We start from the raw sequence: 22881 nt of genomic DNA, 5'->3' as shown, positions 1-22881 counted from the left end.
TCTAAAAATTTTAAGCTTTTTTCAAAAATTGGGTCTTTAATACTATTTGGGCCTTTCCAACTCTGCACTCTACTTCTTGTGGATTACCGGTTAGTCTAATATTCTTTATCACATTTCCCCTTTTTAGGGTTTTGGACATTCCCTTAATCTTTAAGTCTTTGACTACATGAACGTTGTCTCCATCTTCAAGAACATTTCCATTACTATCTTTCGTATCCATATTGTTTGTTTACACAGTGAAAATAAATGAAATACCCTTGAATTACTAATACAATCACCAACTTCCACTTGCACCACCACCGCCTGAACTACCACCTCCTCCGGAGAAGCCCCCAGAGCTGCTTCCACCTGAGCTTGAACCAAAAGAATGGCTACCGGATGAGGAGAAGGTTTTACGCATGTAAGTCTTATCGTTTTTGTAGAGCGAAAGTTTAAAATCTTCTTTCCCTTTAAGCAAGATTTTCAAAACGGCAATTAAAATGGTTATCCCTAAAAAACTAGCAAGAATGTAATAAAGCCAATGAGTATGTTCAAACACCTGATCCATATTATCTATATCCTTAACAACACCAAAAACCATTGAAGCAAAGAACAAGGGCATCAAAATGAAAACAGAAGAAAAAAGGATTTGAATCAAACTAAAAACCATCATGAACAAACCCTGGAGCAAACCTAGTTTGCCTATCAACATTCCTCTAAAAATTTCTATTAAACCAGAATAAGCTTTGAAGAAAATAAATCCACCAGCTGCAATAAAAATAGAGAGGAAAAGAGCCATAACAAGCTTAACAACCCAATCCATTTGGTTTTCATTAGCGTCCATTTCTTTTTTGAATTCCTCAAGCGCTTCAGGATTATTAAGAAATTCGATGAGTTGATCTGCAGCTAGATTTATACCCTCATAATAGTTGGATTCCTTAAACTGAGGAATCATAGTATTTCTAATAATATTGGAAGCAACCGCATCTGTTATATAGGGCTCCAAGCCATAACCTACCTCAATCCGAACCTTTCTATCGTTGTGAGCAAAAAGGATAAGAATACCGTTGTCCTTTTCTTTTTGACCTAATTTGTTTTTATTGAACGTTTTGTTGGCATATTCCTCAATGGTTTCAAAACCTAATTCTTTAATGGTAAGCACCACCAATTGATTGGTAGTTTCTTCTTCGAAATTGGTAAGCTTGGTTTTTAGTCCTTCTAATTCCTGTACTGTGAATATTTTTGCGCTGTCGGTGACTATTTCCTTTAAATCAGGATATTGCTGTTGTGCAAAACCAAAGAAAGAAACCAGAAGTAAAAAATAAAAAAGCACTCTTTTAACCATACACTTTAATCATCAAAAACATCTAAATATACTAATATGTTACACAGTTTCTTTCATATGAATTGACTAGCTGTCTTTATGGTTTTATGCCAGTATAATTTCAAGTAACTTGCATCTTCTTTTGAAGAATAGTATATGGTGGATAAAAAAGTTAGTATTTTAAAAGCATTCAAGACCATTATTTGGCCTAAAAGGAATTTGGTTTTTATAGGATTGGTATTGATAGTTGTTAGCAAAGCCGCCAGTTTTATTGCACCCATATCTCTAAGAATTTTTATGGATGAAATAATTCCAGAAGGAGATATCCCATATCTTAAGATTCTTGTTGCAATTGTGGCTGCAGGTTTTCTGGTGCAAGCAGTGACTTCTTTTTTGCTTACAAAAATATTAAGTGTTCAAGCGCAGTTTTTAATTTCAGAACTCCGCTCGCAAGTTCAAAAACAAGTGCTTTCATTACCAATACGTTTCTTTGACAATACTAAATCCGGTGCTTTGGTTTCAAGAATTATGACTGATGTGGAAGGAGTACGAAATTTAATTGGAACTGGATTGGTGCAATTGGTAGGGGGCACAATTACTGCGATTGTATCCCTAATACTTTTGCTTAGAATTAGTGTGAGCATGACATTATTGACTTTGGTTCCTTTAGCAATTTTTGCACTAATTGCCCTCAAAGCATTTAAAATTATACGACCCATTTTTCGTAACCGAGGAAAGATAAATGCAGAGGTTACAGGAAGATTGACGGAAACCTTGGGTGGAATAAGAATAATAAAAGGATTTGGAGCAGAAGTCCAAGAAGCTAAGGTTTTTGAAAGCGGTGTGCATAAACTTTTTGAAAATGTCAAGAAAAGTCTAACTGCCACAGCTTTTATGACAAGTTCATCCACATTTTTACTCGGATTGGCCACTGCTGGAATAATGGGTCTTGGTGGATATAAAATAATAGCGGACCAATTAACAATTGGTCAATACATTGAATTTACCTTTTTGCTGGCGCTCATGGTGGCTCCCATTGTGCAAATGAGTAATATAGGGAGCCAATTAACTGAGGCATTGGCAGGTTTGGACAGAACTGAGGAGCTCATGAACAAAACTGCCGAAGCACAGGAAAAAGAACGCATAATTCAACTTGATTCTGTTCATGGAGATGTAACATTCAACAATGTCTCCTTTTCTTATGAAGAGGACAAAGAGGTATTGCACAATATAAGTTTTGACGTTAAACCAGGTGAGGTTATTGCCTTAGTTGGTAGTTCTGGATCAGGAAAATCCACAATAGCCGGATTGGCAGCTAGTTTCCTCAATCCAAATTCTGGAACCATTACCGTTGATGGACAAGATTTATCAAAGGTTGACCTGAACAGTTTTAGACAGCATTTAGGAGTAGTCCTGCAGGATGACTTTTTGTTTGAAGGTACCATTAAGGAAAATATCCTTTTTCCAAGACCTGATGCTTCCGAAGAAAAGTTACAACAGGCCGTAAAAGCTGCCTATGTTGATGAGTTTACAGACCGATTTGATGATGGCCTAGATACCTTAATTGGCGAACGCGGTGTAAAACTTTCAGGTGGACAACGACAACGTATTGCCATTGCTCGTGCTGTTCTAGCGGACCCAAAGATTCTGATTTTGGATGAGGCTACCTCCAGTCTAGATACGGAATCCGAAGCATTGATTCAAAAAAGTCTAGCTGAATTGACCAAAGGAAGAACCACTTTTGTAATAGCTCACCGATTGAGTACCATTAGAAAAGCAAATCAAATTTTGGTGATTGAAAATGGTAGAATTGCCGAACAAGGCACCCATAACGAATTGATTGCCACCGAAGGAAGGTACTATAACTTGTTTACGTATCAGGCTAGGATTTAAGCTTCTTCTGGGGCCAGTTCCACTTCTAGACCATCCAAATCATCCTTCATATGAATTTGGCATCCTAAGCGGCTATTGTCTTGAACAAAGAAGGCTTCAGCTAACATGGCTTCTTCATCATCAGATTTTTCTGGAAGTGAATGATCAGATTTTATATAACATTGGCATGAAGCACACATGGCCATTCCTCCACAAATTCCAATAGTTCCTTCCGGGGCCAGCTCGTAAGAACGAACAACCTCCATCAAGTTCATATTCATATCCGTTGGCGCATCAACTTCATGCAATACTCCATCCCGATCTATAATCTTAAGTTTTATGTCGGACATTCTCCTATAGTTTACTAGTTGGTTAGTGATAAAGCGAATTAGTTATTTCATTGATTTGATAAATGCGTAAAGCATTTTTGAAACCTCGTTTGTTTCATTAATCAATTCTTCGGCTTTTGGTCGATCTAAATAGTTTAATCTTTCAGACAGATATAACATCGATCTTACTTCACTGTTTGAAGCCAATGAGAAATATAAAAATCTTTTAAAATCGGCGTTGGAACTTCGTTCAAAACCTTCTGCAATATTATTTGAAATAGATACCGAAGCCCTTCTTATTTGATCCCTAAAACCAAAATCCGTAATATTTGAAAACATTCTATATACTTCAACTGACAAATCTTGAGATTTTTGCCAAACTTTTAAATCTTCAAAACGCTGTATTGTCATAAACTCAACACTTTTTTACTACTTCACCATCAAACTATTTCACTAGTCAATAGATTTTACAACAGCTTTAGGAGCCTCTTTTTTACTTCCATCAAAACCAGTTACACCACCAACCGTGGTATACTTCATAACATATTTTTTATCTGGAAATATGCGTTGGTATGCACTTTGGCACATTAAAGTGGCCTCATGAAAACCACATAAAATCAATTTTAACTTACCAGGATAGGTGTTGACATCACCAATGGCATAAATTCCTGGAATATTGGTTTGATAGTCCAGTGTATTGTCCACCTTTATCGCATTTTTTTCAATTTCCAAGCCCCAATCCGCAATAGGCCCTAATTTAGGCGAAAGCCCAAAGAGTGGAATAAAATTATCGACTTCTAAATCAATTTCTTCAGAAGTGTCTGTTCTTTTGATGGAAACTTTTTCCAATCTCTCCTCACCATGTAACCCAACTACTTCAGAAGGTGTAATCAAATTAATTTTTCCTTGATTCTTTAATTGCTGCGCTTTCTCGACAGAGTCTAAAGCTCCACGAAACTCATTACGTCTATGAACCAACGTAACCTCTGAAGCAATATCTGCAAGAAAGATAGACCAGTCCAATGCAGAATCTCCTCCTCCTGCTATTAGCACCTTCTTATCTCGATAGATTTCTGGCTCCTTGATGATATAGGCAACTCCTTTGTCTTCAAATTTGGATAGATTGTCCAGCAATGGTTTTCTTGGCTCAAAGCTCCCTAAACCTCCTGCAATGGCAATAATGGGTGCGTGATGTTGCGTTCCTTTATTTGTAGTGACTACAAAAGAACCGTCTTCTAATTTTTCAATCTTCTCAGCGCGTTCTCCCAAAGTAAAGCCTGGTTGAAATGGCTTTATCTGTTCCATCAAGTTATCCACTAGTTCTCCAGCCAAAACTTCTGGAAAACCGGGGATATCGTAAATCGGTTTTTTAGGGTATATTTCTGAGCATTGCCCTCCTGGTTGTGGCAAAGCATCTATTAAATGGCATTTTAGCTGTAATAGACCTGCCTCAAAAACAGCAAAAAGACCCGTAGGGCCCGCTCCAATTATCAGTATATCGGTTTTAATCATTCAGAATCGTATTTAGATATCTGCGCAACTTATGATTTGTTCTAGGAAGGATTTATGATTTTTGTCAGACTAGCTTACATTAATGACTTCTTCAATCTGAGGAACATACTTTTTTATGGTCATTTCCACACCACTTTTTAAGGTCATTTGGTTAACACTGCAGCCAATGCAATTGCCCTCAAGCTTCACTTTGACCGAACTTCCATTATCTATAGAAATCAATGAAATGTCTCCTCCATCACTTTGTAAAAAAGGACGAATTTCATCTAAGGCTTTTTGAACATTTGTTTTTATCTCTTCTGACGTCATAATCATTTCTTTTTAACGGCGGCACATCCTGCCATTGTGGTAATCTTTATTGCTTCCGTTGGTGGTAAATCTGTATTTCTTCTTACCAATTCTTGAACGACACTTTTTGTTAATTCTTCAAATGCTTCTTCAATTGGCGTAGCTGTTTGCAAAGCTGCTGGTCTTCCCACATCACCCGCTTCTCGAATGCTCTGTACCAAAGGAATCTCTCCCAAAAATGGAATATCTAAATCCGTTGCCAAGTTTTTGGCACCATCCTTTCCAAAGATATGGTATTTGTTGCTAGGCAGTTCATCTGGTGTAAAGTAGGCCATGTTTTCCACAATACCCAACACAGGAACGCTTATAGCTTCTTGCTGGAACATAGCAACTCCTTTTCTAGCATCTGCTAAGGCAATTTCTTGAGGAGTACTAACCACTACGGCACCTGTTACCGGCAGCGACTGCATAATGCTTAGGTGGATATCGCCAGTTCCAGGAGGCAAGTCCAGTAGAAGAAAGTCAAGTTCATCCCAATGTGCATCAAAAATCATTTGATTTAAGGCTTTTGAAGCCATAGGGCCTCTCCAGATTACGGCTTGATTTGGTTGTGTGAAAAAACCAATGGAAAGCAGTTTAACTCCGTAATTTTCAACAGGCTTCATTTTTGCTTTACCATCCACGTTAATGGACAAAGGTTTTTCTAAGGCAACATCAAACATTATGGGCATAGATGGCCCATAAATATCTGTATCCAACAACCCTACCTTAAAGCCCATTTTGGCCAACGTAACTGCCAAATTAGCCGTGACGGTAGATTTTCCAACGCCACCTTTGCCAGAAGCTACGGCAATTATATTTTGAATACCGGGAATTGGATTCCCTTTAATCTGGTTTACTTTAGGTTTTGAAGGTGCCTCAACCTTAACGTTAATCTTGATCTTTGCTTTTTCATAAACTTCTCTATGGATGATTTTTAAAATCTCCACTTCTGTTTTCTTTCTAGCTTGAAGACTAGGGTTCTTTATGGTAACATCTACCTCAACTTCATCTCCAAATACTTGTACATTGGTCACCGCTCCACTTTCTACAATATTTTGTCCTTCGCCCGGGGCGGATATGTTTTCTAATGCCTTGAGAATGTCTGCTTTATTCAGCTTCATTAATCCTGTTTTAATTGCAGTCGTTTAAACTGATTCTAAATTACAAAGATACGGCTTGGGGGTTAGATAATGAAGTTTGTATATTGAAAATGAAGATGGTGGAATAACCAGAGTTTATGCTATCCCAATTCTGATTCAAATTCTTTTCCCGGGTCCCAAAAGTGCTTTTTAAAATCTACAATTTGGTTATCCCTCACAACTACACCTTCATTTTCCAAAAGTTGCTGCATAAGGCTAGTGCCATCAAAATGATGTTTTCCCGTGAGCATCCCAATTCTATTTACAACCCGGTGAGCTGGAACATCCTTTGCCGCTGAATTGTTCATGGCCCAACCAACCATTCGAGCGCTTCTAGCAGCGCCCAAATACTTTGCTATAGCTCCATAAGAAGTGACCTTGCCATAGGGTATTTGTTTTGCCACCTCATAGACCTTATCAAAAAAGTTAGGTTCCTCCATCTATCAGTAGAAAATTTTGATTAGTGTAATCATCAATAAAACCAACATTAAACCACTCAAAATATAGTTGGAGTTTTTGGAAAAGCGATTGGTTTTCCGTTCCATTTTATTAAAGTAAAAGGCGTACAAATACATCACCAAAAAAGTACCTAAACCAGCAGCTAAGATGAAAATCACCTCATCAATAACTTTGTAATTCATAAATCCTTGTGTATGAAACACCGAATTTACACCACTGTAATAAGGTATTGTTAAGAGGTTGATAGCGGCTAAAAAAAGACCTTTTGTGAAGCTACTGCGTTTCTTGCCCTGCTCAAAATCAATCGGGTGGTCGTTTTGTTTTTTTCCTTTCAAAAAGAAAAAAATAGCCAATATCGCAAATACCACTAGCGCAATTTGCAATAGCATACCTATCACTTCTGGATTCCTTGAAAGATACTTTGCTATTCTAACAGCAATGTAGGTTTGAAAAATGACCATTACAGACACTCCTAAACCAAAAACAATTCCATTGCTTTTCCCTTTTTCGACACTAGTTTTAGCTGCGTTCATATTCAATAAACCAGGCGGTACCGAAGCTCCAAAGGCCGCTAAAAAAGTGAAAAAGAAAAGAGTTAACAGGTGCGTCATTTAGTTTGTGATCCGAAATTGGATGTAAGTGATTGGTTTTCCTTTCTCAAGATACTGATTTTCATAAAAAGTTTGGATTTCTAAAACTTCAGCCGGGCTTCCTTCATTTTTATATACATCATGGTTGGAATACAAAATTTCACAACCCAATCCTTGCAAAAGACCAAGTGTATATCCATGCATAAACTCGCTATCGGTCTTTAAATTTACAATTCCATCTGGTTTTAATATATGTTTATATTTTTCAAGGAATAGCGGGTTGGTCAAACGGTGTTTGGTGCGTTTGTATTTTATTTGTGGATCAGGGAAGGTAATCCAAATTTCATCTACCTCATTCTCTCCAAAAAGATGATCTACAAGTTCAACTTGTGTGCGCACGAAAGCCACATTATTTAGTTCTGTTTCTTGGGCAGATTTGGCTCCTCTCCAAAACCTGGCTCCTTTAATATCAATTCCAATAAAATTTTTATCCGAATTCTTCTGTGCGAGACCAACTGTATACTCTCCTTTACCGCAGCCTAATTCCAGAACCAAAGGGTTTTCATTTTTAAAAAAAGATGACCAATTCCCTTTAAATTCGAATCCTTCTAAAACCTTTTCTCTCTGAGGCTGGATTACATTTGGAAAAGTTTCGTTTTCCTTAAATCTTTTAAGTTTGTTCTTACTTCCCACTTAACTTCTCTTAATGTGCAAAAACTTAATGTTTTGGCAAAACTAAGGAAATCCAAAAGCAATTTTGATTTTGTTTTTTTGTTGTGATGCAAAACTCTAAACGCATTTTGGTTGCCCCATTAAATTGGGGATTAGGTCATGCCACAAGATGCATCCCAATTATAAATGCTCTTCTAGCTTATGGTCACCAACCTTATTTAGCATCGGACGGTATTGCTCTTTCGCTTTTACAGAAGGAGTTTCCAGACCTTCCTTCTTTTGAATTGCCTTCATACAAGATAACTTATGCTGAAAAGGCCAAGAATTTTAAAATTAAGATGATCTGGGATTCCCCAAAAGTGTTGAAGGCAATGAAGAAGGAAAAAAAAGCTATAAAACAGTTGGTCAAAGAGCATCAATTGGATGGTATTATTTCTGACAACCGTTTGGGAGTATTTTACAAAAAAGTGCCTTGTGTTTTTATCACGCATCAACTTAATGTCCTTTCTGGGAATACAACTTGGATGAGTTCTAAGGCACATCAAAAAATCATTAAAAAGTTTGATGCCTGCTGGGTGCCAGATGTTAAGGGAAAACCAAACCTTACTGGTAAGCTGGGACATTTGAAAAAATCTAAAATCAATATTAAATATTTAGGCCCTCTAAGTAGGTTTGAAAAAATAATTGTTGAGCAGAAATACGATTTAATGATTCTACTTTCTGGTCCTGAGCCTCAACGAACCATCTTGGAGGAAAAACTTCTGGAGGAACTTCAACAATATGATGGAAATATACTTTTTGTAGAAGGTAAAATTGAAGAGAAAAAATTTATTGAAGAATTTGAGACCTTGAATGGCTCCCTCACTATTTGTAATTTTATGCAATCCCAAGAATTGCAAACTGCTTTGAACCAAAGTACCAAAGTACTTTGTCGTTCTGGATATACCACTGTAATGGATTTGGCCAAACTAGAAAAAAAAGCATTTTTTATCCCTACACCGGGGCAATATGAGCAGGAATACCTTGCAAAACGTTTGCAAAAACAAAATCTAGTTCCCTATAGTAATCAAAGCGATTTTAAGTTTGATGATTTGAAGAGGTTGGATACTTTTGAGGGGTTAAAGCAATTTGAATCAGATATTGACTACGCTAGCTTGTTTTTACTTTTTTCTAAAGTAAAAGAAAACTCGGAACCTACATCTTCTTCACTTTCAACATAAATTTTTTCATCATGTGCCTCCATAATGTGTTTTACGATGGAAAGCCCCAATCCTGAACCTCCTTCAGCACGGCTACCACTTTGATCTACACGATAAAAACGCTCAAAAAGCCTTGGGATATGCTCTTTTGGTATCCCTTCCCCATTATCTGTCACCCTAATAATGACCTTGTTTTTAATAAGATTCTCAACACTTACTTCTGTTGTTCCATTTGGATGACCGTATTTAATAGAATTTACAAGAAGATTACTGACCACCTGTTGTATCTTCTCTCTATCAGCGTTTACATAAATAGGATCTTTGTATTCCATATCAAAAGTTAGGCTGATTTCCTTTTTTGCTGCTTTCATTTCTAGAAGATCGAATACATTTTGGATGAACTCAATAATGTCAAAATCTTCTCGTTCCAGTTTTAATCCGCCAACTTCAAGCTTGGTAATTAAATCCAGGTCTTTAACAATATAAATCAAGCGTTCTACCCCTTTATTGGCTCGCTCTAAATATTTTTCCCGAATTTTTTTGTCATTCATGGCACCATCCAACAAAGTGAGTATGTAACCCTGGACAGTAAAAAGGGGGGTCTTCAGCTCATGGGATACATTTCCTAAGAAGTCTTTTCTGTATTCTTCACGAATTTTTAAGGTATCTATTTCAATCTTCCTGTCCTCTGCAAATTTTTCAATTTCCTGAGTCAAGGTTTTCATATCTGTGGTAACAGGTTTTGACGAGAATGATGAAGATTCCAATAGCGAAACATCATCATATATCTTTTTAACACGTCTGTAGATAAATCGTTCTACCCTAATCTGGAGTATCGTAAATGAAACAGCAAAACAAGATAGTGCAAACAGAACAATAAACGACCAGTCCATCTGCCCTTTATAAATGAGAAAGGCTACAAATAATCCAACAAGAAAAAAGGTAATAAGGAGGGATGACCTTAAGGCAAACTTATAAGATTTCCTTATTCTAATAGCCATTACAAAACAAACTTATAGCCCACACCTTTTACAGTTTTAAAGTGATCGTCTCCTATTTTTTCACGTAGTTTTCTAATATGGACATCAATGGTCCTGCCGCCAACAACCACTTCATTTCCCCATACCTTATCTAAAATCACTTCTCTTTTAAACACCTTGTTTGGCTTGGAAGTCAACAATGATAAAAGTTCAAATTCTTTTCTTGGAAGCACTATCTCTTCACCATTATTGACAATTTTGTACTCTTCTCTATTAATTACAATGTTACCAACCTTTACGATATCCTCAACATCGGCCTTTTCTTCTTTTAGCCTTCTGAGTAAAGCTTTTACTTTGCTCACCAATACTTTTGGTTTAATAGGTTTGGTGATATAATCATCCGCACCGGCATCAAAACCTGCCACTTGTGAATAATCTTCTCCGCGAGCGGTTAGAAATGTTATTATAGTATTCTCAAGGCCTGGCGTACTTCTTATAATTTCACATGCTTCAATGCCATCCATTTCTGGCATCATAACGTCTAGAATAATTAGGTGAGGGGTTTTCTTTTTTGCCTTTGCCACACCTTCTACTCCATTCTTAGCAGTAAAAACTTCGTACCCTTCAGAAGAAAGATTATAGCTTACAATTTCCAGAATATCAGGTTCATCATCAACAAGTAGAATCTTAATTTCCTTTGTTTTCATGGGATGGTATTTTTAATGTTGATCGCCCAAATGTAAATATAATACTATAACCTCATCAATGCTTAACATTGATTTAATGTCATAACATTATTGTAACAGTTTTCAAATAAACACTTAACACGTCCCTAACATCGCTTTTACAACCTGTAGCGTTCTTTGCGCCAAATATTTAGCTAAGAATGAAATTTTATTTATTGATTTTAACCCTATTAGTTGTCGTGCAGGTGAGTGCACAAGCCACCACCGGGAGCATAATAGGAAAACTGACTGACAAAGAATTGAATAACGAACCATTGGCCTTTGCCAATGTTCTGATCAAAGGAACAACGCAAGGGACAACTTCAGATTTTGATGGGCTTTACGAGATTTCTAATGTTGAGCCCGGAGTGTATACTTTACAATACAGTTATCTAGGTTATGAAACTATCGAAATTCCAAATGTTGAGGTAGTAGCTGATAAAGTAACTAGTGTAAATGTACCCATGAGTGCATCATCTGGACTGGCATTAGATGAGGTGGTTGTTACCACAGTTGCAAGAAAAGATTCTGAAGTTGCACTATTGTTAGATCAAAAAAATGCAGTTACGGTAGTTGAAAGTATCGGCGCAAAGGAATTAGGTGATTTGGGTATCTCTGATGCCAAAACTGCAACGACCAAAATTTCAGGAGTAACAGAAAGTGAAGCTTCTGGTGATATTTTTGTTAGAGGGCTGGGTGATAGATACCTATCAACAACATTAAATGGCCTACCTATACCATCTGATAATGTAGATAGAAAAAACATAAACTTAGGTTTATTTCCTACAAGGGTTATCCAAAACATTAGTATCAGCAAAACCTATTCAGCAAAAACCTCTGCCGATCAAGCTTCAGGCAATATCGATATTGCCTCAAGAGAACTTGTTGGAAGTTCAGAGTTAAGCATAGGTGTTTCTGGTGGCTTGAACACATCTGTATACCAAGATGGGGTTAACGACAACTTTTTAGTTTCTCCAAATTTAGATGATGAAACCACTTTTGGGTTTTACAATTCAAACAGAACACTTGTTCAACAATTAACTGAACAATCTTGGGATCCTACCACTAGGGAAAACCCATTGAATTATGGTGTAAACCTAACATTTGGGAGGAAACTTTTTGACAATAAACTCTCTTTCATCCTAACCGGGTCGCATAATGAGAATTTTAGACATAATGAAGGTATCTACCAAATTTTGGAGTATGGTTTTGTTCAAGTAGGTGCGTCAGATTATACCAAATATGAGTCTGAAATCACAAATACAGCATTATTTGATTTAACCTATTACATAAATGATAAGAATAAAATAAAATCTACTACCACATTTCTCAACACATTGAAAGATGAAGTTATAGAGTTTGGTAGAAACGGTGAGGCTCAAGTTAGTGATGACACAGGTGCCTTTGGGAGTTTTGGGATTCCATTGGAATTTGTAAAAGACCAAAACACCAAGCAAACCAAACTATTGGTCACGCAACTTTTGGGTGAACATAGGTTATCCGAAAAAAACCAATTGAATTGGGCAGGTGGTTATAATTTGCTTAATGCCGATGAACCCAATCGAATTAGAAACCAAGTATTCTTTGATGCTGCTCCGGAAACTTCAGTAGCACTAAACTCACAAGGTGGTTTTAATCAAAGAAAAGCTGCACAATTAATCGAAGATATTGAATATAACGGTTATGTAAATGATGTAATTAGTGTTATCAACGAAGAAGATGAAGAAGGGGATTCCAGCAAAAAATTTGATATTGAATTAGGTATTTTCTATCGAAACAAAGAGCGTGATTTTAGTTCGGAATTTGTTGGGGTAACAGAATCCAATAGTGTTGATAGATTTAGCACAAGAACCAACAGTTTGGACAATTTGAATGGTGTATTAAATACCCAAAATTTTGCCAACGGTTCTTTGCAAGTTGTTAGGTTGAGTGAAAATGCCAACGGAGAAACAAAGGATGTTTACACTGGAGATTATACTTCACAAGCAGCTTACGCCGACTTTAATGTTCAGTTGAATAAACTTGGGGTAAATGCAGGTGTTAGACTGCAAAAAGATGAAATATTTGTTAGTTATGATGTAGGAGGTAGCGGCTCAAGGATTGTTGGAGAAACGACTCAAGACTATTCTAACTTTTATCCAAGTTTGAACTTAAAATACACGATTAATGACAAGCATGCCTTAAGGTTGGCCGCAAGTAGAACCATAACATTACCCGAATTTAAGGAAATCGCCCCCTTTAGATACGTAGCTCCTTCTGGTCAAGAAGTGACTGGTAATGCAGATAACCTAACCGCATCTTTTACAAACAATTTTGATATTAAATGGGAATTCTTTCCAACGAATGATCAGTTAATCTCCTTGGCAGTATTCTATAAGGATATTACAGATCCTATCAATAGAACTGTACAGCGTGGCGGTGAAAGTATATGGACTTATGAAAATACTGGAGAAAAGGCAGAGGTTTACGGAATTGAGCTAGAGAGCAAGATTAACTTGATTAAACCTACTTATGATGAGGAAAATGACATTGATTCTGGAGTTGACTTAAATTTTGTTTTTAATGCCACCCTTATGCACCATGAACAAGATTTGAAACTTGTTCCAACTGCAGATGGTGCCAGTGCAACGGACTTCTTCAAATTTGGAACCAATAGTTCTACAGGTCTACAAGGAGCATCGGACTTTATAATGAACACCAATTTAAATCTTAAGACTGCGGGTAAAAATGCTTTTGGCGCATCTCTTAATGCCAACTATGCGTCTGACAAAATTTTTGTTTTGGGAAGTGCAGAAGGGTTTAACATCTACGATTATTCCTATAACGACAATATAGTTGAAAATGGTTTTGTGGTACTTAATGCTAGGTTAAGCAAAGAACTTGGTGAGCATTGGCAGGTATCATTGAATGGCCAAAACCTTTTAAATCCTGAAATAAAAAGAACCCAGGGAGTCTTGGATAACCGAAATGAAATTCGAGATTTTTCAACCGACATAAATGAACGTTTGGGGCCTAACGCGCCACAAAGAATTATCCGTACCGAAACGGTAAGATCTTATAAACTAGGCAGCACCGTTAGTCTAGGTGTGACTTATAATTTTTAACAACTTATAAATATTAACTATCTAAATTTAAAACCCTAATTATGAAAACGAAAATCTTTAAAATTTCAATAGCCTCCATGGCTGTATTTGCACTCGTTCTTACGGGTTGTAGTAGTGATGATAATGGTGGTAACGGCCCAACGTGTTCCGATGGTATTCAAAACGGTACGGAAACAGGTGTCGATTGTGGTGGTACTTGTGCTGCTTGCCCTGTTGAGTCAACCTGTGATGACGGTATTCAGAATGGAGATGAGGAAGGTGTTGATTGCGGCGGTTCTTGTCCAAATGCGTGTACCACTTCTGTAAACTTGACTACTCTTAGCCCTATAACAGAAGACTTAACACTTGATGCTAGCGAAACCTATATCCTTGATGGTGCAGTTAGTGTTGAAAATGGTGCGAAATTAACTATTCCTGCTGGTACTACCATTACAGCTTCGGCTGCTTCCGGTGACGAAACCAGTACATATATTGTTATCCAAAAAGGTGCTTCCATTGATGTCCTTGGTACTTCTTCTAATCCTGTTGTTATGACATCTGATAGTGAAGTTCCCGGTGATTGGGGTGGTTTGGTTATCCTAGGTGATGCCACAACCACCAAAGGTACTGATGCAAGTGCTGAAGTCGGTGAGTTCCTCTACGGTGGCTCCAACGATACCGATAACTCCGGTACTATTAATTATCTGATCATCAATTACGCTGGTGCACAAATCAATCCAGAATCTCAATACAACGGACTTACACTTTATGCCGTTGGTTCTGGAACCACCATTAGTAATATAGCTTTGTTGAATGGTACTGATGATGGCGTTGAGTTCTTTGGTGGTACGGTTTCCGCCTCCAACTTTTATTTGGAAAACAACCAGGACGATGCTATCGACTGGACTGAAGGATGGAACGGTACTTTGACCAATGCTTATGTGCTACATACCGAAGCTGGTTTCTCTACTGCTGTTGAAGCGGATGGAGACAACGGTAACCCAAGCTTAGTTAACCTGACTGTATTATCTACCCAAGGGGGTACGGCATTACAGTTCAAAAAAGAATCTGGTGCAACTATCACTGGTCTTTCTATATCTGGTTACGAGACTATATTGGACTTTAGAGATGGGGGTGCTGTTTCCAATGTACAGATTGAAGGTGAAGATTCCGATCCAAATGAGCTATATGCCAATCTCGCCACAGTAGATGTCAACTCTTTTTCTTGGGCAACAGGTCAAACTGTAGGTACTGCTACAATCCTTACAGGTAATGTTTCTTCTGATTTAACTTTGGACGCTTCAATAGCATATGAATTACAAGGTACTTTAAGTGTTCAGTCTGGAGCTAAATTGACCATTCCTGCTGGCACTACTATTACTGCCAACGTGCAGGCTGCGGGTGCAACCAGTACTTATATTGTAGTTCAAAAAGGTGCAATGATTGATATCCTTGGTACTACTGACAATCCTGTTGTTATGACATCCGGGAATGAAACTGCTGGTGACTGGGGTGGTTTGGTTATTGCTGGTGATGCTACCACTACCAAGGGTACCGATGCAACGGCCGAAGTTGGCAACATTATTTATGGTGGTTCTAACAATACCGATGACTCTGGGACTATTAATTACCTGATTATCAACTACGCTGGTGCGCAGATTAACTCTGAATCCCAATACAACGGTCTTACATTGTATGCAGTTGGCTCTGAAACCACCATTAGCAACGTTGCTATTTTGAACGGTGCCGATGACGGTGTTGAGTTCTTTGGTGGTACAGTTTCTGCTTCTAATTTCTACATGGAAAACAACCAGGACGATGCTATCGACTGGACTGAAGGGTGGAACGGTACCTTGACCAATGCTTACGTACTACATACTGAAGCCGGTTTCTCCACAGCTGTTGAAGCTGATGGTGACAATAACATGCCTACTTTAGAAAACTTGACGTGTGTTTCTACCCAAGGTGGTACTGCATTACAGTTTAAGAAAGAATCTGGTGCTGCAATCACAGGTCTTTCTCTTGATGGATACACTACTAATGTTGACTTTAGAGATGGTGGTGCCACTACCAATGTTACTGTTGATAATGTAACCATCGATGTAAATGCTGCTTACGATGCTGCGGCAACTGTTGATGTAACCATCTTTGATTGGGCGACCAACTAAAAGATTTAATATAGTTTAAAAAGCCCCGCAATGCGGGGCTTTTTTTATTTACGTTTTCTTTATTTACCCTTAATATATATGTAGTCTTTTTCTTATAGATTTATTGTGAACTTTTAATCCTACTAATCATGAAAAAAATTACATTGTTAATCTTGTTTTTTGCTGTTTCATTCGTTCAAAACGCCCAGAGTTACAAATATCATGAGGTCCGCGACTTGGGAATCACATTTTCTCAAGCAAATACCAATTTTTGTAACAATATCTTAGGGCAACAAATCAAATTGAATATCTTTATCGGCAGCCCCTTAATTGTTGGCAATATATATTTTATTGAAAACATTGATGGAGTTGATAAATATGTCAAAATCACTAAGGCTTCTTCCAGGTCTAATCAAGATGCAGATGAATTTGTTGATGGAACCAATATAGGTGCGCCTATCAGCTTTACTTGCGTTATTGATTTTGACAGTGACGGCGTTCCAGATAGCCAAGACAATTGTCCAAACGAAGCTGGTCCAAGTTACAATAACGGTTGTCCAACAATTCCCAAGGTATCGTTAATAAAGGCCCAAATAAGTCAATCAGGGAACACGTGGAATGTACTTAACCATCAATCGCCTCTTATAGAAATGAATTGGTCCTCCTTTGGAAATCCTAAAACCACTTTTAGATTTACCCTGAAGAACATTGGTGGAACCAATTACGGCCAAGGAAATCGAGAAATCGATGTACACATGTCGGACAAAAGCGTATTGGGTACTGGCCCCATACAATTGTTCAACGTATTTCATGGAAACTTTAGCCAAATCCCCGCCAATGGAGAGTACGATATAAATTTCGATAGAAACTTTTCAGCCGCTCCTAACCCTACTACTGGGGCTTTCGCACTATTTGAAGGTAAAACATACTACTTTCATTTTCTAATCAAGGCACCTTATCTCCCTCCTCCTCCACTTTATGCAAATCCTCCACAACATTATGTTTTCCCATTCAAAGTAAATAGGCTCGATGTTAACAATTTAACCTTCGACTTATCCTCATTGGAACTTGGTAAAAAAGAAGAGCCATACCAAATATCCATTTATAGTTTTTCTGGACAAAAAGTTCTTTCCAGAGAAGTGAACAATGTAGAACAAGAAAATTCTATAATCCAAAACCTTAAAAAGGATGGAATTTATATTGTAAAAAGCAAAAATAGTACCAGAAAAGTCTATGTAGGCAACGACTAAACTATTAACCAGTTCAATCGAAGGCCCTGCCAAATGCGGGGCTTTTTTTATGCACTTCATCGAAAAGTGTGGCTTTTTTCTTAAAGCACCCCTATTTCAGTGTTCAAATTATTTATATTTGTGGCATACCCTTTGTAACCAATACTTTATGAAGCACCTTTACCTCGTCTTCTTCTTTTTTGTTTGCTCCCTTGGATTCGCACAGAATGCCCAAGCTGGAGCTGATATTGACGGGTTTAAGCTGTACCCCAACCCGGTTACCCAAGGAAAAATTCATATTGAGACTACCAAAAATGCTCCAAAGCAAATCTTAATTTTTGATGTTTTAGGAACCCAAGTATTGCAAACTACCATTATTGGTAGAGAATTGAACCTTTCTAGCCTAGACAAAGGCGTATACATTCTAAGGGTTTTTGAGAACAACAAAGTTGCTACCAGAAAGCTGATTATTAAGTAGTTCCCTATTTCGGGCTTTTCATCGACAAAATACCATCTTTTTTACCTTTACCTACATAATTCTTTGTTTCACAACATTTTATAGCTCTTTTTAACAGGTTTGCATACTTTTATATTGCTTATTTCCCAAATCAGCATTTATGAAGAAAATCTACTTTATTCTCATTATGGCATTACCCCTTTTCACTTTCGGCCAAGAGCTGGTCAGTGTAAATACTGAACAAGCGCAAGAACTACAGGGTTTTAAAATGTACCCTAATCCCGTCTATGGCGAGGAAGTATACATTACCACTGCTTCTAATGGAAGCAAGCAGATAAAAATTTACGATGTTTTTGGAGATATTGTGCTTACAGATAGAATATCAACAAACACCTTAAACATATCCAGGTTGGTTCCTGGGGTCTATGTGCTTCAAGTAACCGAACAGGAAAAAACGATGACTAGAAAACTGGTCATAAAATAAAAAAATGCTATCGAAAAAGCCCTTCTCTAGAGAAGGGCTTTTTTATTTTTGGGTACTTTTGTTGCTCAATGGATAGGTCAAGAATTCAACAAATTTTTTCAATTTCAAACCAAGGTGAATTTGATTCATTGTCACTTGAAATCTTTCAGTTTCAGTTTAAAAACAATACCGTGTACCAAGGCTATTGTAAGCACTTGGGAAAATCCCCTACTAATGTTCGTTTTATTGAAGAGATTCCTTTTCTTCCCATAGAATTTTTCAAGACGCGCAAAGTAGTTTCTTCCTATAAAAAATCGGAAGCAATTTTTGAAAGTAGCGGAACCACCAATAGTACCACCAGTAAACATTATGTTCCTGATTTAAACTTATATCAACAGAGTTATCTGAAAGGTTTTAATACATTTTATGGCCCTATTGAAGCGTATTGCGTAGTTGCTTTATTACCTTCCTATTTGGAAAGGGAAGGTTCTTCTTTGGTTTTTATGGTGAATGACCTTGTGGACAGATCCAAGCACCCAAAAAGTGGTTTTTATTTATATGATTTAAATACCCTCCATCAAAAACTTCTTCAACTTGAAGAAAGACAAACAAAGACATTGTTAATTGGTGTTTCATTTGCTCTGTTGGATTTAGCGGAACAATTCCCTCTGAATTTAAAGCACACTATAATCATGGAAACTGGAGGAATGAAAGGTAGACGAAAAGAATTAATCCGTGAGGAACTACATGACGTTCTTAAAAAGGCTTTTGGAGCATCTAAAATTCATTCGGAGTATGGAATGACGGAGTTATTATCTCAAGCATATTCCGAAGGTGATGGCCTATTTAAAACTCCGCCATGGATGAAAGTAATCCCTCGAGATACAGAAGACCCGCTTTCCATTCAATCTTCTGGTAAAACCGGTGGAATAAATATTATTGATTTAGCCAATGTATACTCTTGTTCTTTTATCGCTACCCAAGATTTAGGTAAAGTCTATGAAAATGGAACCTTTGAAGTCCTTGGCCGATTTGACCATTCTGATATTAGGGGATGTAATTTGATGGCCTTGTAATTTATTCTTTGACCAAGCTATATTCCAACCCCGGACCATCACAAGCATTCCAAGTGCCAAAGAGCATATCGCCATTATACATTAGAACTTCTTTTCCATCTACACCGTGGCAACTGGCAATAAGTCCTTTCCCCGTTTTGTAAGTGAGCTCAAAATATTTTTCATTTTCTTGTGTAATTAGCTCATAAGATCCTGTCGCCGTCGTAATAGAACCATCCCTTTCTCTATGCTTAACAAACATGCCGTTTGGTTTTAAAACATAGTATTCTTGCCAATCCATATCATCCCCGACAGTCTCAGAATTAACAAAACTTCCCGTCATTCTTACAAGTTGCCATTTTTGACCTTCGCTTTGGAGTGGAATTTGTTCTTGACTATCAGTACTTGAGTTACAAGAACTCACCATCATAAAGAAAGAAAAAAGTATCACCAATATTCTCATCGTATTCAGTTTTATACAAAAAAGAGCAGAAATTTACTTTTTGGTTGCGTGATACTTGAAAATTTAAACATATACTAACTCACTACCAAAACAAAATAGTTTTTCTTACCTCGTTGAAGTAGTACAAATTTGTTGTTGATTAAATCAGACGTGGTGATAAGAAAATCTTCTTTCACCTTCTGCTTGTTTACTGAAATAGAATTTTGTTTCAACTCTCTTCTCGCCTCTCCATTTGATGCTAGAAAACCCGTTTTTGCTGCCAAAGCACCAATCATGTCCAATCCAGCATTTACCTCATCTATTGAAACCTGGGCTTGGGGAACACCTTCAAAAATATCTAAAAAGGTCTTTTCATCCAGTTCCTTTAAATCTTCGGAAGTAGATTTTCCAAATAGGATATTACTCGCCTTTATGGCATTTTCCAAATCGGCCTTGGAATGTACTTTTATAGTTATTTCCTCTGCCAATTGCTTTTGTAGCTGTCTAAGATGAGGCTCCTCTTTGTGCTTGATAACCAAATCTTCAATTTCATCTTTACTCAAAAAAGTAAAGATTTTTATATATTTCTCAGCATCTTCATCCGAAGTATTCAACCAATACTGATAAAACTTATAAGGTGAGGTTCTCTCAGCATCTAACCAAACATTTCCACCTTCAGTTTTACCAAACTTAGTTCCATCTGCTTTGGTAATCAAAGGACAAGTAAGGGCAAATCCTTTCCCTCCACCAATCCTTCTTATAAGTTCGGTCCCTGTGGTAATATTTCCCCACTGATCGCTACCTCCCATTTGAAGGGTACAATTATGCTTCTGGTACAAGTATAAAAAATCATACCCCTGTACCAATTGATAGGTAAATTCTGTAAAGGACATTCCTTCTTTAGCTTCTGAGGAAAGTCTCTTCTTAACGGAATCTTTTGCCATCATATAATTGACCGTAATATGTTTCCCAACATCCCTGATAAAATCAAGGAAAGAGAAATCTTTCATCCAATCATAGTTGTTCACCAAGACCGCTGAATTTTCCGCATCACTTTCAAAATCTAAAAACCTCCCTAATTGAGATTTTAGAGCCTCTTGATTATGGCGAAGGGTTTTTTCATCCAACAGATTACGCTCTGCCGACTTACCAGATGGATCACCGATCATTCCCGTAGCACCACCAACCAAAGCAAATGGTTTGTGCCCTGCCAATTGAAAATGCCTCAACATCATTACACTCACCAAATGCCCAATATGTAATGAGTCTGCAGTTGGGTCAATCCCAACATATGCAGCCTGCATTCCCTCCATAAGATGTTCTTCTGCTCCGGGCATAATATCATGCACCATACCTCTCCATTGTAATTCTTGAACAAAGTTTTTTGCCATCATAGTGTTTTAGAGTAGGTGCAAATATAAAATGAAGTTCTTACATCCTAGAATAAATTCACTGCAAATGGGTACTTTTACTAAATGATTTTAGTCACCGGAGGCACTGGTTTAATAGGTTCGCACTTACTCTTTCATTTGGTTAAAAATGGAAAAAAGGTGAAAGCTAGTTATAGAAATGAAGACGCTATCAACACTGTTTCCAAAATCTTTGGGTACTATACTGACAATGCATCAAACTTACTGAACCAAATAATTTGGGTAAAAGCAGACATCACCGATATCGTTTCTCTGCGAGAACTTTTTCAAGATGTTGAATATGTTTACCATTGTGCTGCACTCATTTCATTTGACCCAAATAAGTATCCCGCTTTAGTTAAAACCAATATTGAAGGTACTGCAAACATTGTCAACCTTTGTCTGGAACATAATATCAAAAAGCTTTGCTATGTCAGTTCCATTGCCGCTATAGGTTCTAGCATCAAAGATAAACTCGTAACAGAGGACAATGAATGGAGTGATACCCATGTATCTGTTTACGGATTAACAAAGCATGATGCCGAGCTTGAGGTTTGGAGAGGTTCCCAAGAAGGACTGGCAGTTGTTGTAGTTAACCCCGGAGTGGTTATAGGTCCTGGATTTTGGAAATCTGGAAGCGGCACTTTTTTTACGTATGCCTCAAAAGGCAAAAAGTCTTTCCTTCCCGGAGGAACTGGTTTTGCAACCGTTGCTGATGTAATAAATTCCATGGTAAAACTCATGGATTCAGAAATAGAACGGGAACGATTTATTCTCGTAAATGAGAATTTGTCATATCAAGAATTATTTCAAAAAATTGCGCCAAAACTTGAAGTTAAAACACCAACTAAAAAAATCCCTTTCTTGGCTTTAGAATTTTTTTGGCGATGGGATTGGTTACGAAGCAAATTGCTAGGAAAACGAAGAAGGCTTACTAAAAATATGACCAAAGGACTGTACAAAAGGGAAAATTACAGCAGTGAAAAAATAAAACAAGCTATTGCTTTTGAGTTTGAGAACTTAGAAGAAGCCATTACCTTTTGTTGTGCAAAATTCAAGAACTAAGACTTGGTCTTATCAACTTTAGGCTTGATAGTTGAATCTATCTTCTTTTTTTGAGCCTCTCTTATACTATCATTTCTCTTTTTAGTTGTCTTTTCCAAAGTCGCTCTTCTTGTTTCCAACTTCGCTTCTACTTTTTCATAAATAGCTTGATACTCTAGAGGAACAGAAGCGTAATACAAATCACTTTGGGAAAATTGAATACTGTCTATCTCATGTTTTTGATAAAGGAACTCCATAACCTTTATCCCTTTATCCTCCATCACATGATTAAAAGATGACTTGGCTGAGTTCAATATTGCCAAATCATGCAAAATGGCAACCATTTTTTCTTGTGGGATAAGTTTTTCAGGTTTTTCAATCACCTTTTTACCACATGAAAAAAGAAGTATTCCAGAAAACAATAAAACTAGTTTTCTCATTT

24 protein-coding genes are annotated in these 22881 nt (G+C 37.3%); 9 read left to right on the top strand and 15 right to left on the bottom strand.

The features are described 5' to 3' along the window. Window positions 1-10: 10 nt before the first annotated feature. Window positions 11-220: an alkylphosphonate utilization protein gene (locus SJY44_RS04920; protein ID WP_163420200.1), complete on the bottom strand. Its 210-nt coding sequence runs from the start codon at window positions 218-220 to the stop codon at window positions 11-13. A gap of 54 nt (window positions 221-274) precedes the next feature. Continuing rightward, window positions 275-1324: a TPM domain-containing protein gene (locus SJY44_RS04915; protein ID WP_396591498.1), complete on the bottom strand. Its 1050-nt coding sequence runs from the start codon at window positions 1322-1324 to the stop codon at window positions 275-277. 135 nt (window positions 1325-1459) lie between these two features. Here SJY44_RS04915 and SJY44_RS04910 point away from each other — a divergent pair, with 135 nt between their 5' ends. Then, a complete protein-coding gene (locus SJY44_RS04910) occupies window positions 1460-3196 on the top strand; it encodes an ABC transporter ATP-binding protein (protein ID WP_396591497.1) in 1737 nt (578 codons plus the stop codon). Here SJY44_RS04910 and SJY44_RS04905 read toward each other — a convergent pair. The 8 genes from SJY44_RS04905 to trmB form a co-directional block, all read right to left on the bottom strand. Further along, complete coding sequence (locus tag SJY44_RS04905; RefSeq protein WP_298924291.1) at window positions 3193-3525, bottom strand: 2Fe-2S iron-sulfur cluster-binding protein; 333 nt, start codon at window positions 3523-3525, stop codon at window positions 3193-3195. The two genes, SJY44_RS04910 and SJY44_RS04905, sit on opposite strands and share 4 nt — an antisense overlap. 42 nt (window positions 3526-3567) lie before the next feature. After that, window positions 3568-3915 (bottom strand): four helix bundle protein, encoded by a 348-nt coding sequence (locus SJY44_RS04900; protein WP_396591496.1) that lies wholly within the window; start codon window positions 3913-3915, stop codon window positions 3568-3570. Window positions 3916-3957: 42 nt separating this feature from the next. Then, window positions 3958-5016, bottom strand: a complete 1059-nt coding sequence (locus tag SJY44_RS04895; RefSeq protein ID WP_396591495.1) for an NAD(P)/FAD-dependent oxidoreductase — start codon at window positions 5014-5016, stop codon at window positions 3958-3960. 69 nt (window positions 5017-5085) lie between these two features. Next, entirely contained in the window at window positions 5086-5325 is a 240-nt protein-coding gene (locus SJY44_RS04890; RefSeq protein ID WP_163420210.1) for a NifU family protein, read from the bottom strand. Between the two features lie 2 nt (window positions 5326-5327). Further along, window positions 5328-6467: an Mrp/NBP35 family ATP-binding protein gene (locus tag SJY44_RS04885; RefSeq protein WP_299168218.1), complete on the bottom strand. Its 1140-nt coding sequence runs from the start codon at window positions 6465-6467 to the stop codon at window positions 5328-5330. Window positions 6468-6586: 119 nt separating this feature from the next. Further along, complete coding sequence (locus SJY44_RS04880; RefSeq protein WP_298924282.1) at window positions 6587-6925, bottom strand: MGMT family protein; 339 nt, start codon at window positions 6923-6925, stop codon at window positions 6587-6589. 3 nt (window positions 6926-6928) lie between these two features. Then, the gene (locus SJY44_RS04875; RefSeq protein WP_298924280.1) at window positions 6929-7555 is read right to left on the bottom strand and encodes a LysE family transporter; all 627 of its coding nucleotides are present in this window, start codon (window positions 7553-7555) and stop codon (window positions 6929-6931) included. Next, window positions 7556-8227: a tRNA (guanosine(46)-N7)-methyltransferase TrmB gene (gene trmB / locus SJY44_RS04870; RefSeq protein ID WP_298924278.1), complete on the bottom strand. Its 672-nt coding sequence runs from the start codon at window positions 8225-8227 to the stop codon at window positions 7556-7558. It lies immediately after the preceding gene. An 86-nt stretch (window positions 8228-8313) separates the two neighbouring features. Here trmB and SJY44_RS04865 point away from each other — a divergent pair, with 86 nt between their 5' ends. Then, window positions 8314-9426 (top strand): glycosyltransferase, encoded by a 1113-nt coding sequence (locus tag SJY44_RS04865; RefSeq protein ID WP_396591494.1) that lies wholly within the window; start codon window positions 8314-8316, stop codon window positions 9424-9426. Here the strand turns inward: SJY44_RS04865 and SJY44_RS04860 are convergent. Together SJY44_RS04860 and SJY44_RS04855 are read right to left on the bottom strand one after the other, a co-directional pair. Further along, complete coding sequence (locus SJY44_RS04860) at window positions 9351-10298, bottom strand: sensor histidine kinase (RefSeq protein WP_396592117.1); 948 nt, start codon at window positions 10296-10298, stop codon at window positions 9351-9353. The two genes, SJY44_RS04865 and SJY44_RS04860, sit on opposite strands and share 76 nt — an antisense overlap. 107 nt (window positions 10299-10405) lie before the next feature. Beyond that, window positions 10406-11092 carry a response regulator transcription factor gene (locus SJY44_RS04855; protein WP_396591493.1) on the bottom strand — a complete coding sequence of 229 codons (687 nt, stop codon included), beginning with the start codon at window positions 11090-11092 and terminating at the stop codon, window positions 10406-10408. Between the two features lie 179 nt (window positions 11093-11271). On the opposite strand from SJY44_RS04855, the gene SJY44_RS04850 reads away from it, so the two are divergent. From SJY44_RS04850 to SJY44_RS04825, 6 genes are all read left to right on the top strand, one after another. Then, complete coding sequence (locus tag SJY44_RS04850; RefSeq protein WP_396591492.1) at window positions 11272-14214, top strand: TonB-dependent receptor domain-containing protein; 2943 nt, start codon at window positions 11272-11274, stop codon at window positions 14212-14214. A gap of 41 nt (window positions 14215-14255) precedes the next feature. Then, entirely contained in the window at window positions 14256-16361 is a 2106-nt protein-coding gene (locus tag SJY44_RS04845; protein WP_396591491.1) for a hypothetical protein, read from the top strand. Between the two features lie 128 nt (window positions 16362-16489). Further along, window positions 16490-17590, top strand: a complete 1101-nt coding sequence (locus tag SJY44_RS04840; RefSeq protein WP_396591490.1) for a T9SS type A sorting domain-containing protein — start codon at window positions 16490-16492, stop codon at window positions 17588-17590. A gap of 148 nt (window positions 17591-17738) precedes the next feature. Next, on the top strand, window positions 17739-18047 hold the full coding sequence (locus SJY44_RS04835) for a T9SS type A sorting domain-containing protein (RefSeq protein ID WP_298924268.1): 309 nt from the start codon (window positions 17739-17741) through the stop codon (window positions 18045-18047). A gap of 139 nt (window positions 18048-18186) precedes the next feature. Next, on the top strand, window positions 18187-18510 hold the full coding sequence (locus tag SJY44_RS04830; RefSeq protein ID WP_298924266.1) for a T9SS type A sorting domain-containing protein: 324 nt from the start codon (window positions 18187-18189) through the stop codon (window positions 18508-18510). A 68-nt stretch (window positions 18511-18578) separates the two neighbouring features. Further along, window positions 18579-19565 (top strand): acyl transferase, encoded by a 987-nt coding sequence (locus SJY44_RS04825; protein WP_396591489.1) that lies wholly within the window; start codon window positions 18579-18581, stop codon window positions 19563-19565. Window position 19566: 1 nt separating this feature from the next. Here SJY44_RS04825 and SJY44_RS04820 read toward each other — a convergent pair whose 3' ends face one another. Both SJY44_RS04820 and tyrS read right to left on the bottom strand, forming a co-directional pair. Then, window positions 19567-20007: a hypothetical protein gene (locus SJY44_RS04820; RefSeq protein ID WP_396591488.1), complete on the bottom strand. Its 441-nt coding sequence runs from the start codon at window positions 20005-20007 to the stop codon at window positions 19567-19569. Window positions 20008-20081: 74 nt separating this feature from the next. Then, the gene (gene tyrS / locus SJY44_RS04815; protein ID WP_396591487.1) at window positions 20082-21377 is read right to left on the bottom strand and encodes a tyrosine--tRNA ligase; all 1296 of its coding nucleotides are present in this window, start codon (window positions 21375-21377) and stop codon (window positions 20082-20084) included. Between the two features lie 84 nt (window positions 21378-21461). Between tyrS and SJY44_RS04810 the strand changes: the two genes are divergently transcribed. After that, complete coding sequence (locus tag SJY44_RS04810) at window positions 21462-22460, top strand: NAD-dependent epimerase/dehydratase family protein (RefSeq protein ID WP_396591486.1); 999 nt, start codon at window positions 21462-21464, stop codon at window positions 22458-22460. Here SJY44_RS04810 and SJY44_RS04805 read toward each other — a convergent pair. Further along, window positions 22457-22879, bottom strand: coding sequence for a DUF4296 domain-containing protein (locus tag SJY44_RS04805; RefSeq protein WP_396591485.1), 423 nt, complete (start codon window positions 22877-22879; stop codon window positions 22457-22459). The two genes, SJY44_RS04810 and SJY44_RS04805, sit on opposite strands and share 4 nt — an antisense overlap. Window positions 22880-22881 lie beyond the last annotated feature (2 nt).

Origin of the sequence: Allomuricauda sp. R78024 (genome assembly GCF_044596045.1) — a bacterium.
Lineage (GTDB): Bacteria > Bacteroidota > Bacteroidia > Flavobacteriales > Flavobacteriaceae > Flagellimonas.
This window is presented reverse-complemented; position numbering and strand designations above follow the sequence as displayed.

Coding starts and splice junctions, on each gene's coding strand:
- SJY44_RS04920 (WP_163420200.1), bottom strand. CDS start 220: ATGGATACGAAAGATAGTAATGGAAATGTTCTTGAAGATGGAGACAAC.
- SJY44_RS04915 (WP_396591498.1), bottom strand. CDS start 1,324: ATGGTTAAAAGAGTGCTTTTTTATTTTTTACTTCTGGTTTCTTTCTTT.
- SJY44_RS04910 (WP_396591497.1), top strand. CDS start 1,460: ATGGTGGATAAAAAAGTTAGTATTTTAAAAGCATTCAAGACCATTATT.
- SJY44_RS04905 (WP_298924291.1), bottom strand. CDS start 3,525: ATGTCCGACATAAAACTTAAGATTATAGATCGGGATGGAGTATTGCAT.
- SJY44_RS04900 (WP_396591496.1), bottom strand. CDS start 3,915: ATGACAATACAGCGTTTTGAAGATTTAAAAGTTTGGCAAAAATCTCAA.
- SJY44_RS04895 (WP_396591495.1), bottom strand. CDS start 5,016: ATGATTAAAACCGATATACTGATAATTGGAGCGGGCCCTACGGGTCTT.
- SJY44_RS04890 (WP_163420210.1), bottom strand. CDS start 5,325: ATGACGTCAGAAGAGATAAAAACAAATGTTCAAAAAGCCTTAGATGAA.
- SJY44_RS04885 (WP_299168218.1), bottom strand. CDS start 6,467: ATGAAGCTGAATAAAGCAGACATTCTCAAGGCATTAGAAAACATATCC.
- SJY44_RS04880 (WP_298924282.1), bottom strand. CDS start 6,925: ATGGAGGAACCTAACTTTTTTGATAAGGTCTATGAGGTGGCAAAACAA.
- SJY44_RS04875 (WP_298924280.1), bottom strand. CDS start 7,555: ATGACGCACCTGTTAACTCTTTTCTTTTTCACTTTTTTAGCGGCCTTT.
- SJY44_RS04865 (WP_396591494.1), top strand. CDS start 8,314: ATGCAAAACTCTAAACGCATTTTGGTTGCCCCATTAAATTGGGGATTA.
- SJY44_RS04860 (WP_396592117.1), bottom strand. CDS start 10,298: ATGGACTGGTCGTTTATTGTTCTGTTTGCACTATCTTGTTTTGCTGTT.
- SJY44_RS04855 (WP_396591493.1), bottom strand. CDS start 11,092: ATGAAAACAAAGGAAATTAAGATTCTACTTGTTGATGATGAACCTGAT.
- SJY44_RS04850 (WP_396591492.1), top strand. CDS start 11,272: ATGAAATTTTATTTATTGATTTTAACCCTATTAGTTGTCGTGCAGGTG.
- SJY44_RS04845 (WP_396591491.1), top strand. CDS start 14,256: ATGAAAACGAAAATCTTTAAAATTTCAATAGCCTCCATGGCTGTATTT.
- SJY44_RS04840 (WP_396591490.1), top strand. CDS start 16,490: ATGAAAAAAATTACATTGTTAATCTTGTTTTTTGCTGTTTCATTCGTT.
- SJY44_RS04835 (WP_298924268.1), top strand. CDS start 17,739: ATGAAGCACCTTTACCTCGTCTTCTTCTTTTTTGTTTGCTCCCTTGGA.
- SJY44_RS04830 (WP_298924266.1), top strand. CDS start 18,187: ATGAAGAAAATCTACTTTATTCTCATTATGGCATTACCCCTTTTCACT.
- SJY44_RS04825 (WP_396591489.1), top strand. CDS start 18,579: ATGGATAGGTCAAGAATTCAACAAATTTTTTCAATTTCAAACCAAGGT.
- SJY44_RS04820 (WP_396591488.1), bottom strand. CDS start 20,007: ATGAGAATATTGGTGATACTTTTTTCTTTCTTTATGATGGTGAGTTCT.
- tyrS (WP_396591487.1), bottom strand. CDS start 21,377: ATGGCAAAAAACTTTGTTCAAGAATTACAATGGAGAGGTATGGTGCAT.
- SJY44_RS04810 (WP_396591486.1), top strand. CDS start 21,462: ATGATTTTAGTCACCGGAGGCACTGGTTTAATAGGTTCGCACTTACTC.
- SJY44_RS04805 (WP_396591485.1), bottom strand. CDS start 22,879: ATGAGAAAACTAGTTTTATTGTTTTCTGGAATACTTCTTTTTTCATGT.